Raw genomic sequence first — 12,604 nt, forward strand, 5'->3', positions numbered from 1 at the left:
ACTTTGCACAAGGGTCCGCGTACGATAAGGGCCGTGTTGACCCCACTCGCATACCTCGCCCGCCGCTGGACCCCGTCACCCCGGACCGTCCAGCGGGCCGCCTTCGCGGCGGTGCTCATGAGCATCGTCATCGTCGTCACCGGCGGCGCGGTACGGCTGACCGGATCCGGTCTCGGCTGCGACACCTGGCCCAAGTGCACGAGCGACAGCCTGATCGTCACCCAGGAACAGGGCTTCCACGGAGCCATCGAATTCGGCAACCGCATGCTGACCTACGTGCTCTGCGCGGCCGTTGGCTGGGCGATCACCGCGGCCCGCTGCGCCAAGCCGTGGCGCCGCTCGCTGACCCGGCTGGGCTGGCTCCAGTTCGCCATCGTGATGGGCAACGCGGTGCTCGGCGGCATCACCGTCCTGACGGGCCTCAACCCCTACAGCGTGGCCGGGCACTTCATGCTCGCCACCTCGCTGATCACCGTGACGACGATCACCTGGCAGCGCACCCGCGAGGGCGACGGCCCCGCCCGGCCGCGCGTTCCCTCCCCCGTGCGCAAGCTGTCGTGGGCCCTGGTCGCGGCCACCGTCGTCCTGATCGCGGCGGGCACCGTGGTCACCGGGTCCGGTCCGCACGCGGGCGACAGCAGCGAGATCAAGCGGATGCCGTTCGACTGGTCGGCCACCGCCCACGTCCACGCCGTCTCCGCCTGGCTGGTGTGCGCGCTCGCCGTCGCGATGTGGCTGGTGCTGCGCGTGGTCGACGCCCCCACCGACACCCGGGCGCGCGCCCGGGACCTGCTGATCGTGCTGCTCACCCAGGGCGGCATCGGCTACGTCCAGTACTTCACCAAGGTCCCCGAGGCCCTGGTCGCCGCCCACATGTTCGGCTCCTGCCTGGTGTGGATCTCGGTGCTCCGGGTCGCGCTGAGCCTGCGCGAGCGCCCGTCCGAGCAGGCCGGGATCCCGGCCCAGGGCGACGCCCGGCTCGCCACGGTCTGATCCGCTCCACCGCGGCCGGGCCCCCTGGCCGCGGTCCGGTCCGTCAGTTCCGTTCGTCCAGCCGGTAGACGCGGCGGGCATTGCCCGCCGCGACCATCGCCGCCACCCGCTCCGCGTCCCGCCAGGACCAGGAGCCCTCGGCGACCCAGCCGCCCAGGACCCGGCTCAGCGCCTCCCGGAAGACCAGCGCGCCCACCGCGTGCAGTTCGGCCAGCTGCCCCCCGCCTCCGGCGAACATCAGCTTGCCGAAGGGGGCGGTCTCCAGGGACTCGGCCAGCACCCCGGCCGCCCGTGCCCCCGATTGCCCCAGGGCCGTTCCCAGTTCGGCGTGGACGTGCGGGAAGGCCGCCGCCAGCCGCGCGGCCTGCCGGTGGTACGGGTATCCCCCGAGCAGGACCAGCCGCGTCCCCAGCCCCGCGGTCGCCCGTACGAACTCCGTCAGCGGCCCCGGCTCCCCCGCTCCCCCGCCCACGTGCAGCTGGAGCGGCAGCCCGGAGGCCACCGCGCTCCACAGCAGGTGCCGCAGGAGTACGGGGTCCCGTACCGCGCCGCCCCTGGCCCGTCCGGCCAGCCACCGCCCGGCCGCCCCGCGCACCTCGCCCGGGCCGGGCGGCTCGGGCGAGCCCGCGAGGGCGGCCGGGTATCCGGCTCCGGGTCCGCAGGTGAAGGCCACGGCCACGGCGGCGGCGTGGTGGACGGCCTCGGCGAGGTTGACCAGGAAGGCTCCGGCGGTCCCGGAGGTGTCGGCTGCCTGCTCTGCCAGCAGTTCCAGCCGGACCAGTTCGAAGGTCTCGGCCTCCCCGGCCAGGGCCAGCTCCTTGGGCCCGGTGAGGTCCCCGGGCACCCCGGTGTCGACCAGCCGGGCGCCGACCCCGGAGCCGCGCAGCAGTCTGCGGGCCGACTCGGCGGCGCCCAGTTCGCGCCGCCGGGCGAGGTAGCGGGCCGGGGTGCAGTGCGGTTCCAGCCCGAGCAGCGGCGGGCACCAGCGGCGCAGGGCGAAGCCGGTCTGGGTGTCGAAGAAGGTGGTGCCGGCGGCGGGCGGGCCGGCCGAGGGGATCAGCTGGGCCTCGAAGGTGGCGAGGCCGAGCTCCGTGCGGAGCACTCCCTGGCAGTACTGGTCCACCAGGGGCGGCGTTTCGATCATCCGGGCATCCCGTTGCGGACGTGAGGAAGGGGCTTCCACACGTCCTAACGGGTGAGCGGGGTGTGAGGTGTTGCTCGCGCTGTTGACCGAGAGGGTGACGCGGCCGGAGTCGGCCGCGACCGCGATCTTCAAGCCAAAATTCCTGGCGGAATAGGCCATTCCCTACAAACCGTCAGGTTTTGACCCGGGTCCGGTCCCGGGCAGGTCGGCCTAGGACACCGGGTTCGGCGTTCCGCCCAGCTGCATGCCCGCCATGCGGGACCACTCGTACGGACCGGTCTTCACGCGCGCGGCGAACTCGCCGTCGAACTCCTCGTGGAGGGTCAGCCCGGCCTTCTCGGCCGCGAGCTTCGCGGTGCCGTACTCCGGGGCCACCAGGTCGCCCCAGCCGCCGTCCGTGCCGACGAGGACGATCCGGGTGCCCGCCTGGCCGATGTGCGCGAGCTGGCCTTCGGCGCCGCCGTGCTGCTTGGCGAACGCGCCGATCTGCTTGGCCAGCTTCGCGGCCCTGCGGTCCTGCTTCTTGTCCGCCGCGGCGGCGGTCTCCTCGGTGTCTGCCATGGAAGGCATGCTACCGGTGGGTAGTAAACAGAGGAAGCACAAACAGGAGAAGCATCAGCGGAGGAAGGGATCCACGGCGACGGCGACGAAGAGCAGCGACACGTAGGTGATCGACCAGTGGAAGAGCCGCATCTCCTTGAGCTTCGCCCCCGCCAGCCCGGCCTTGGCCCGCGCGTTGAGCGCGTGCGCCTCCCACAGCCACCAGCCACCGGCCACCAGCGCCACCGAGGTGTAGAACCAGCCGGTGTAGCCGAGCGGGGTCAGCAGCAGCGAGACCGCCACCATCACCCAGCTGTAGAGGACGATCTGCTTCGCCACGGCCTTGTTGCCCGCCACGACCGGCAGCATCGGCACGCCGACCCGCGCGTAGTCGTCCTTCACCTTCATCGACAGCGGCCAGTAGTGCGGCGGCGTCCAGAAGAAGATGACGAGGAAGAGGATGACCGCGGCCCAGGAGACCTCGTTCTTGACCGCCGACCATCCGATGAGAACCGGCATGCAACCGGCGATCCCGCCCCAGACGATGTTCTGGGAGGTGCGCCGCTTCAGCAGCATCGTGTAGACGACGACATAGAAGAGGAGCGCGCCGAGCGAGAGCGCGGCCGACAGCCAGTTGATCAGCAGGCCGAAGAAGAGCGTGGAGACCACGCCGAGGCCGATGCCGAAGGCCAGGCATTCGCGGGGGCTGACCATGCCGGTCACCAGCGGGCGGCCGGAGGTCCGGTCCATCAACGCGTCGATGTCGCGGTCGATGTACATGTTGAGCGCGTTGGCGCCGCCCGCGGACAGGTAGCCGCCGAAGCAGGTCGCGAGAACCAGCCACAACTGAGGAACGCCCTGCTCGGCAAGGAACATCACCGGCACGGTCGTGATGAGCAGAAGCTCGATGATCCGCGGCTTGGTCAGCGCCACGAAAGCCATGACCCGGGCCCCGAACGGCCGGTGACCGGGGCTCGTCCCGAGCACCCCCGCTGGACGGGATTCGACGGCCGTCACGCACACCCCTGACAGAGAATCCAGCAAGCATCCGACTCGGCCCCCTCAAACATGAAGGTCCGGTAAAGGCTTGCGCGTACCAAGCCACTCTAGACGTTGCTCTCACCTCGCCCTGCGCGGGGGTCACCTCGTGTTGGTCCGATCGGCGCTCAGATGCAATGACCGGACAGTGGGTACTCGAATAGCTGCACGCCGTGGCGGGGGTAGGCTCGGAATCGAGCCGGTGCGCCGTTCGTCACCGGGACTTAGACATGTGGAGAGGAGCCCTGACCAACGGTGAGCACCAAGCCGACGACCACAGAGCTCGACTGGACCGATCTGGACCAGCGTGCTGTCGACACCGCCCGGATCCTGGCCGCGGACGCGGTCCAGAAGGTCGGTAACGGCCACCCGGGTACGGCGATGAGCCTGGCCCCCGTCGCATACACCCTCTTCCAGAAGGTGATGCGACACGACCCGGCGGACCCGGAGTGGGTCGGTCGCGACCGTTTCGTGCTCTCCGCGGGGCACTCGTCCCTGACTCTCTACACCCAGCTCTACCTGGCCGGTTTCGGCCTCGAGCTGGATGACCTGAAGGCCTTCCGCACCTGGGGTTCCAAGACCCCCGGCCACCCGGAGTACGGCCACACCGCGGGCGTGGAGACCACCACGGGCCCCCTCGGCCAGGGCATCGCCAACGCGGTGGGCATGGCCATGGCCGCCCGCTACGAGCGCGGCCTGTTCGACCCGGAGGCCGCCCAGGGCGCCTCCCCGTTCGACCACATGATCTACGCGATCGCGGGCGACGGCTGCCTCCAGGAGGGCATCTCCCACGAGGCGTCCGCCCTGGCCGGCCACCAGAAGCTCGGCAACCTGGTGCTGCTGTGGGACGACAACCACATCTCCATCGAGGGCGACACGGAGACGGCCGTCTCCGAGGACACCCTTAAGCGCTACGAGGCGTACGGCTGGCACGTCCAGCGCGTGGCCCAGCAGGCCAACGGCGACCTCGACCCGAAGGCCCTCTTCGAGGCCCTGCAGGCCGCCAAGGCCGAGACGGAGCGCCCCTCCTTCATCGCCGCGCGCTCGATCATCGCCTGGCCCGCCCCGCACGCCCAGGGCACCGAGGCCTCCCACGGCTCGGCCCTCGGCAACGACGAGGTCGCCGCCACCAAGCGCGTGCTCGGCTTCGACCCGGAGCAGACCTTCGAGGTCTCCGACGCGGTCATCGGGCACACCCGCAAGGCGCTGGACCGGGGCCGCGAGGCCAAGGCCGCCTGGGAGAAGGAGTTCTCCGCCTGGCGCACCGCCAACCCGCAGCGCGCCGCCGAGTTCGACCGCATCAACGCCAACGAGCTGCCCGCCGGCTGGGAGGACAAGCTCCCCGTCTTCGAGACCGGCAAGGGCATCGCCACCCGCGCCGCCTCCGGCAAGGTCCTCGAAGCCCTCGGCGCGGTCATCCCGGAGCTGTGGGGCGGCTCGGCCGACCTGGCCGGCTCCAACAACACCACCATCGACAAGAACTCCTCGTTCCTGCCGGTGGGCAACCCGCTGCCGGAGGCCGACCCGTACGGCCGCACCATCCACTTCGGCATCCGCGAGCACGCCATGGCCGCGGCCATGAACGGCATCGCCCTGCACGGCCACACCCGCATCTACGGCGGCACCTTCCTGGTGTTCTCCGACTACATGCGCAACGCCGTGCGCCTCTCCGCCCTGATGCACGTGCCGGTCACCTACGTGTGGACGCACGACTCCATCGGCCTCGGCGAGGACGGCCCGACCCACCAGCCCGTCGAGCACGTCGCCTCGCTGCGCGCCATCCCGGGCCTGAACGTGGTCCGTCCGGCCGACGCGAACGAGACCGCCATCGCCTGGCGCGAGATCCTGCGCCGCCACACCAAGGTGTTCGGCAAGGGTGCCCCGCACGGTCTGGCGCTGACCCGCCAGGGCGTGCCGACCTACGACCGCAACGAGGACGCCGCCAAGGGCGGGTATGTGCTCTTCGAGGCTGAGGGTGGCGACGCGCAGGTCGTCCTCATCGGCACTGGCTCCGAGGTCCAGCTCGCCGTCGCCGCGCGCGAGGCGCTGCAGGCCGAGGGCGTCCCGGCCCGCGTCGTCTCGATGCCGTCCGTCGAGTGGTTCGAGGAGCAGTCCCAGGAGTACAAGGACAGCGTCCTTCCGCCCTCGGTCAAGGCGCGTGTCGCCGTCGAGGCCGGCATCGGCCTGACCTGGCACCGCTACACCGGCGACGCCGGCCGGATCGTCTCGCTGGAGCACTTCGGTGCCTCGGCCGACGGCGCCGTGCTGTACCGCGAGTTCGGCCTGACCGCCGAGGCCGTGACCGCTGCCGCCCGCGAGTCGCTCGCCGCCGCCGCGCGCTGACGACCGTACCCAGACCAGTAGGAGATGCAATTCCCATGACAGACGCACTGAAGCGCCTTTCCGACGAGGGCGTCGCGATCTGGCTGGACGACCTGTCCCGCAAGCGGATCACGTCCGGCAACCTGGCCGAGCTCATCGACCAGCAGCACGTGGTCGGTGTCACCACCAACCCGGCGATCTTCCAGAAGGCGATCAGCGGTGGCGAGGGGTACGGCCAGCAGCTCGCCGACCTGGCGGCCCGCAAGGTCACCGTCGAAGAGGCGATCCGCATGATCACCACGGCGGACGTCCGCGACGCCGCCGACATCCTGCGCCCGGTCTACGACTCGACCGAGGGCCAGGACGGCCGGGTCTCGATCGAGGTCGACCCCCGGCTGGCCCACAACACCGCGGCGACCGTGGCCGAGGCCAAGCAGCTCGCCTGGCTGGTGGACCGCCCGAACACGCTGATCAAGATCCCGGCGACCAAGGCCGGCCTGCCGGCGATCACCGAGGTCATCGGCAAGGGCATCAGCGTCAACGTCACGCTGATCTTCTCGCTGGAGCGCTACCGCGAGGTCATGGACGCGTACGTGGCGGGCCTGGAGAAGGCGAAGGCCGCGGGCCTGGACCTCTCCAAGATCCACTCCGTCGCCTCCTTCTTCGTGTCCCGCGTGGACTCCGAGATCGACAAGCGCCTCGACTCCATCGGCACCGACGAGGCCAAGGCCCTCAAGGGCAAGGCGGCGCTCGCCAACGCCCGCCTGGCCTACGAGGCGTACGAAGAGGTGTTCTCCACCGAGCGCTGGGCCGCCCTCGACAAGGCGCACGCCAACAAGCAGCGTCCGCTGTGGGCCTCGACCGGCGTCAAGGACCCGGCGTACAAGGACACCCTGTACGTGGTGGACCTGGTCGCCCCCGGCACGGTCAACACCATGCCGGAAGGCACCCTGGAAGCCACCGCCGACCACGGCGTGGTCTCCGGTGACACCATCCGCGGCACCTACGACCAGTCGCGCGAAGAGCTCGAAGCGGTCGCGAAGCTGGGCATTTCGTACGACGATGTGGTGCAGCTGCTCGAAGACGAGGGCGTCGAGAAGTTCGCGGTGTCCTGGAACGACCTGCTGAAGTCCACCGAGGCGGAGCTCGAGCGCCTCGCCCCCACGGAGGCCTGAACACTTTGTCTGTAAACGGAGCGAACCCGCTTCGTGACGCACAGGACCGGCGGCTCCCGCGCATCGCGGGGCCGTCCGGCCTGGTCATTTTCGGCGTTACGGGTGACCTGTCACGCAAGAAGCTGATGCCTGCCGTCTACGACCTCGCCAACCGCGGCCTCCTTCCCCCGGGCTTCTCGCTGATCGGGTTCGCCCGCCGCGAGTGGCAGGACGAGGACTTCGCGCAGGAGGTCCACGACGCGGTCAAGCAGCACTCCCGCACGCCCTTCCGCGAGGAGGTCTGGCAGCAGCTCGTCCAGGGCTGCCGCTTCGTCCAGGGCGACTTCGACGACGACCAGGCGTTCGAGACGCTGAAGTCGACGATCGAGGAGCTGGACAAGGCTCAGGGCACCGGCGGCAACTTCGCCTTCTACCTGTCCGTCCCGCCGAAGTTCTTCCCCAAGGTCGTCGCCCAGCTCAAGAAGCACGGGCTGGCGGACCAGAAGGAGGGCTCCTGGCGGCGCGCGGTCATCGAGAAGCCCTTCGGGCACGACCTGACCAGTGCACAGGAGCTCAACCAGCTCGTGCACGACGTCTTCCCGCCCAACGAGGTCTTCCGGATCGACCACTACCTGGGCAAGGAGACCGTCCAGAACATCCTGGCGCTCCGCTTCGCCAACACGATGTTCGAGCCGATCTGGAACCGGTCCTACGTGGACCACGTGCAGATCACCATGGCCGAGGACATCGGGATCGGCGGCCGGGCCGGCTACTACGACGGCATCGGCGCGGCCCGCGACGTCATCCAGAACCACCTGCTCCAGCTGCTCGCGCTCACGGCGATGGAGGAGCCCGGCTCCTTCCACCCCAAGGCGCTGGTGGCCGAGAAGCTCAAGGTGCTGACCGCCGTGGAGCTGCCCGAGGACCTGGGCAAGCACACCGTGCGCGGCCAGTACTCGGCGGCCTGGCAGGGCGGCGAGAAGGTCGTCGGGTACCTCGAAGAGGACGGCATCGACCCCAAGTCGAAGACCGACACCTACGCGGCCATCCGCCTGGAGATCAACAACCGCCGCTGGGCGGGCGTCCCGTTCTACCTGCGGACCGGCAAGCGCCTGGGCCGCCGGGTGACCGAGATCGCGGTCGTCTTCAAGCGGGCCCCCTACCTGCCGTTCGAATCGGGCGCGACCGAGGAACTGGGGCAGAACGCCCTGGTCATCCGGGTCCAGCCGGACGAGGGCGTCACGGTGCGCTTCGGCTCCAAGGTTCCGGGCACCTCCATGGAGGTCCGGGACGTCACGATGGACTTCGCCTACGGCGAGTCCTTCACGGAGTCGAGCCCCGAGGCCTACGAGCGCCTCATCCTCGACGTCCTGCTCGGTGACGCGAACCTCTTCCCGCGCCACCAGGAGGTCGAGCTCTCCTGGAACATCCTCGACCCGATCGAGCAGTACTGGGACAAGCACGGCAAGCCCGCGCAGTACCCGGCGGGCACCTGGGGACCGGTCGAGGCGGACGAGATGCTCGCACGAGACGGACGGAGCTGGCGCCGGCCATGAAGATCGACCTCACGGAGACCAACTCCAGCAAGATCAACGCCGCGCTGGTGCAGGCGCGCCGGGACATCGGCACGCCCGCCATCGGCATGGTGCTCACGCTGGTGATCGTGACCGACGAGGAGAACGCGTACGACGCGCTCAAATCGGCGAACGACGCGTCCCGCGAACACCCCTCGCGGATCATCGTCGTCATCAAGCGGGCCAGCCGCTCGCCCCGCAGCCGCCAAGGTGCCCGCCTCGACGCGGAAGTCCGCGTCGGGACGGACTCCGGCACCGGGGAAACGGTTGTGCTCCGCCTGCACGGCGAACTGGTCAACCATGCCCAGTCGGTGGTTCTCCCGCTGCTCCTCCCGGACGCGCCCGTCGTCGTCTGGTGGCCCGACGGCGCTCCGCAGGACCTGGCGGGCGACCCGCTGGGTTCGCTCGCCCAGCGCCGGATCACGGACACCTACGCCACCGAGGACCCCATCAAGGCCCTCGGTACGCGGGCGGTCGCGTACGCCCCCGGGGACACGGACCTGTCCTGGACCCGGATCACCCCGTGGCGTTCCATGCTGGCGGCCGCACTGGACCAGCAGACCCACTCGGTGACCTCCGCGACCGTCGAGGGCGAGACCGAGAACCCGAGCTGCGAGCTGCTGGCCATGTGGCTCTCGGACCGGCTCCAGGTCCCCGTCAAGCGCACCTCCTCGGCGGGCCCCGGGCTCACCGCGGTCCGTCTGGAGACCAAGGGCGGCGAAATCGTCCTGGACCGGGCGGACGGCGCGCTGGCCACGCTCTGCATGCCGGGACAGCCCGACCGTGCGGTGGCGCTCAAGCGCCGCGACACGGCCGAGCTGCTGGCGGAGGAGCTGCGCCGGCTGGACCCGGACAACACGTACGAGGCCTCGCTGAAGTTCGGCGTGGCGAAGCTGGCCACGTCCCACCCGGCTCCGGCCGAGGCCCCGAAGCCCGAAGCCGAGGCTCCGGCCACGAAGCCGGCTCCGGCGAAGCCGGCGAAGAAGGCCGCGGCCAAGTAGCACGGGCCGCTGCGCGGGGCTTTCCCCACCCCGCCCCTTCCCGAAACCGGGCTCTGCCCGGACCCGGCCCTCAAACGCCGGGCAGGCTGAGATTGCCGCACAGCGGCAATTTCAGCCTCGCCGGCGTTTGAGGCGCGGGGTCTGGGGCGGAGCCCCAGGAATCGGGAAGGGGCGGGGTGGGGAAAGGCTCCGCGCAGCGGTATCCGCATCCGCACCCCGAACTACCGACAAGGCGGCAGCACATGGGTATGACGACTCCCCAGGTCGTCGTCCACCGGGACAAGGAGCTGATGGCCCAGGCCGCGGCGGCCCGGCTGATCACGAAGATCGTGGACGCGCAGGCGGCCCGCGGCAGTGCGTCGGTGGTCCTCACCGGCGGCCGCAACGGCAACGGCCTGCTGGCCGCGATGGCCGCGGCCCCGGCCCGGGACGCCATCGACTGGGCCCGGCTGGACCTGTGGTGGGGAGACGAGCGGTACCTGCCCGCCGACGACCCCGAGCGCAATCACGTCCAGGCCCGCGAGGCCCTGCTGGACGCCGTCCCGGTGGACCCCGCACGGGTCCACGTCATGCCCGCCTCCGACGGCCCCTACGGGGTCGACGTGGACGCGGCGGCCGCCTCCTACGCGGCGGAGCTGGCCAAGGCCTCCGGCCCCGAGGACCACGGGCCGGTCCCCCGCTTCGACGTCCTGATGCTGGGCGTCGGCCCGGACACGCACGTGGCCTCGCTGTTCCCGGAGCACCCGGCCTCCCGTGAGACCGAGCGCACGGTGGTGGGCGTCCACGGGGCCCCGAAGCCGCCGCCCACCCGGATCTCGCTGACCCTCCCGGCGATCCGGGCCGCGCGCGAGGTGTGGCTGCTGGCCGCGGGCGAGGACAAGGCCGGAGCGGTGGCGATCGCGCTGGGCGGGGCCGGCGAGGTCCAGGCCCCGGCCGCGGCGGCGTACGGCCGCTCCCGGACCCTGTGGCTCCTCGACCGCGCGGCGGCCGCGAAGCTCCCGACGGGCCTGTATCCCCCGGCCTCCTCCTGAACCCGTAGGACGCGCAAGGGCCCGCCCTCCCCACGGAGAGCGGGCCCTTCCTCGTGCGTCCCCGGGTCAGCGACCCCGCAGGGACCGGTACGTCGCCACCAGCGCCCGGGTCGACGGGTCGAGGCCGTCCACCTCGGCGCCTTCCACCAGCGCCGGCTCGATGCGCTTGGCCAGGACCTTGCCCAGCTCCACGCCCCACTGGTCGAAGGAGTCGATGTTCCACACCGCTCCCTGGACGAACACCTTGTGCTCGTACAGGGCGATCAGCTGGCCCAGCACCGCCGGGGTCAGGTCGGCCGCCAGGATCGTCGTCGTCGGGTGGTTGCCCGCGAAGGTCTTGTGCGGGACCAGCGGCTCCCGGGCCCCCTCCGCCCGGACCTCGTCCGCCGTCTTGCCGAAGGCGAGCGCCTGCGTCTGCGCGAAGAAGTTCGCCATCAGCAGGTCGTGCTGGGCCGCCAGCGAGGGCCGCAGTTCGGCCAGCGGCCTGGCGAAGCCGATGAAGTCCGCGGGGATCACCCGCGTGCCCTGGTGGATCAACTGGTAGTAGGCGTGCTGGCCGTTGGTGCCGGGCGTGCCCCACACCACCGGTCCGGTCTGCCATTCCACCGGATTGCCCTCGCGGTCCACGGACTTGCCGTTGGACTCCATGTCCAGCTGCTGCAAGTACGCGGTGAAACGGGACAGGTAGTGGCTGTAGGGCAGCACCGCGTGCGACTGGGCGTCGAAGAACGCCCCGTACCAGATCCCCAGCAGGCCCATCAGCAGCGGCGCGTTCTCCTCCGGCGGCGCCGTGCGGAAGTGCTCGTCCATCTCCCGGAAGCCGCCCAGCAGTTCGCGGAAGGCGTCCGGTCCGATCGCGACCATCAGCGAGAGGCCGATCGCGGAGTCGAAGGAGTAGCGTCCGCCGACCCAGTCCCAGAATTCGAACATGTTGGCCGGGTCGATGCCGAAGGCGGTCACCTTCTCGGCGTTGGTCGACAGCGCCACGAAGTGCCGTGCCACGGCCGCCTGGTCACCGCCGACGCCCGCGAGCAGCCATTCGCGCGCCGAGGTGGCGTTGGTGATGGTCTCGATGGTCGTGAAGGTCTTCGAGGCGATGATGAAGAGCGTCTGCTCCGGGTCCAGGTCCCGCACGGCCTCGTGCAGGTCCGCGCCGTCCACGTTGGACACGAAGCGCAGGGTCAGGCCCCGGTCGGAGAAGGCGCGCAGCGCCTCGTACGCCATCGCCGGGCCCAGGTCGGAACCGCCGATGCCGATGTTGACGACGTTCTTGATGCGCTTGCCGGTGAAGCCGGTCCACGCGCCCGAGCGGACCTGGTCGGCGAAGGCCGCCATCTTGTCGAGGACGGCGTGCACGCCGGGTACGACGTCCTCCCCGTCCACCTCGACGACCGCGTCCCTCGGGGCGCGCAGCGCGGTGTGCAGGACCGCCCGGTCCTCGGTCGTGTTGATCTTCTCCCCGCGGAACATCGCCTCGCGGAGTTCCGCCACGCCCGTGGCCTTCGCCAGTTCGCGCAGCAGGGTCAGCGTCTCGTCGGTGACGAGGTGCTTCGAGTAGTCGATGTGCAGGTCCCCGGCCCGCAGGGTGTATCCGGCGCCCCGGCCCGGATCCGCCTCGAACAGCTCCCGCAGATGCGTCTGCCCCAGCTCGTCCCGGTGCTTGGTGAGCGCGAGCCACTCGGGCATCCGGTTGAGCTTCGTACGACTGTCTGCGTTCATCTCGGACATCACCACTTCTTCCGTCCTGTCGTGCCCCGCCGTTCTCCAACCTAAGGGATGGGAAGGGGCACAACCGACACAAAGCGGC

General features: G+C 70.7%; 10 protein-coding genes. 6 read left to right on the forward strand and 4 right to left on the reverse strand.

Going from position 1 to position 12,604, the window contains the following annotated elements:
* The first annotated feature begins 3 nt into the window (after positions 1-3).
* Complete coding sequence (locus tag OHU74_RS08385; protein ID WP_371615296.1) at positions 4-993, forward strand: heme A synthase; 990 nt, start codon at positions 4-6, stop codon at positions 991-993.
* Positions 994-1,036: 43 nt separating this feature from the next.
* On the opposite strand, the gene OHU74_RS08390 is transcribed toward OHU74_RS08385, so the two are convergent.
* From OHU74_RS08390 to OHU74_RS08400, 3 genes are all read right to left on the reverse strand, one after another.
* Positions 1,037-2,137: an amidohydrolase family protein gene (locus OHU74_RS08390; protein ID WP_371615297.1), complete on the reverse strand. Its 1,101-nt coding sequence runs from the start codon at positions 2,135-2,137 to the stop codon at positions 1,037-1,039.
* 210 nt (positions 2,138-2,347) lie between these two features.
* Positions 2,348-2,698: a hypothetical protein gene (locus OHU74_RS08395; protein ID WP_371615298.1), complete on the reverse strand. Its 351-nt coding sequence runs from the start codon at positions 2,696-2,698 to the stop codon at positions 2,348-2,350.
* A gap of 54 nt (positions 2,699-2,752) precedes the next feature.
* On the reverse strand, positions 2,753-3,700 hold the full coding sequence (locus OHU74_RS08400; RefSeq protein WP_371619616.1) for a heme o synthase: 948 nt from the start codon (positions 3,698-3,700) through the stop codon (positions 2,753-2,755).
* Positions 3,701-3,970: 270 nt separating this feature from the next.
* Here OHU74_RS08400 and tkt point away from each other — a divergent pair, with 270 nt between their 5' ends.
* The 5 genes from tkt to pgl all read left to right on the forward strand — a co-directional run bounded on the left by tkt (position 3,971) and on the right by pgl (position 10,797).
* Complete coding sequence (tkt, locus tag OHU74_RS08405; RefSeq protein ID WP_371615299.1) at positions 3,971-6,058, forward strand: transketolase; 2,088 nt, start codon at positions 3,971-3,973, stop codon at positions 6,056-6,058.
* A 35-nt stretch (positions 6,059-6,093) separates the two neighbouring features.
* Entirely contained in the window at positions 6,094-7,212 is a 1,119-nt protein-coding gene (gene tal, locus OHU74_RS08410) for a transaldolase (protein ID WP_371615300.1), read from the forward strand.
* A 5-nt stretch (positions 7,213-7,217) separates the two neighbouring features.
* Entirely contained in the window at positions 7,218-8,747 is a 1,530-nt protein-coding gene (zwf, locus tag OHU74_RS08415) for a glucose-6-phosphate dehydrogenase (RefSeq protein ID WP_330295787.1), read from the forward strand.
* Entirely contained in the window at positions 8,744-9,766 is a 1,023-nt protein-coding gene (opcA, locus tag OHU74_RS08420) for a glucose-6-phosphate dehydrogenase assembly protein OpcA (RefSeq protein ID WP_371615301.1), read from the forward strand. The genes zwf and opcA overlap by 4 nt, the downstream gene beginning before the upstream one ends.
* Before the next feature lie 248 nt (positions 9,767-10,014).
* Positions 10,015-10,797: a 6-phosphogluconolactonase gene (gene pgl, locus OHU74_RS08425; protein WP_330295789.1), complete on the forward strand. Its 783-nt coding sequence runs from the start codon at positions 10,015-10,017 to the stop codon at positions 10,795-10,797.
* Between the two features lie 66 nt (positions 10,798-10,863).
* Here the strand turns inward: pgl and pgi are convergent, their stop codons facing one another.
* The gene (pgi, locus tag OHU74_RS08430) at positions 10,864-12,516 is read right to left on the reverse strand and encodes a glucose-6-phosphate isomerase (protein ID WP_371615302.1); all 1,653 of its coding nucleotides are present in this window, start codon (positions 12,514-12,516) and stop codon (positions 10,864-10,866) included.
* Between the last annotated feature and the right edge of the window lie 88 nt (positions 12,517-12,604).

This window comes from Streptomyces sp. NBC_00454, assembly GCF_041434015.1.
GTDB lineage: Bacteria > Actinomycetota > Actinomycetes > Streptomycetales > Streptomycetaceae > Streptomyces.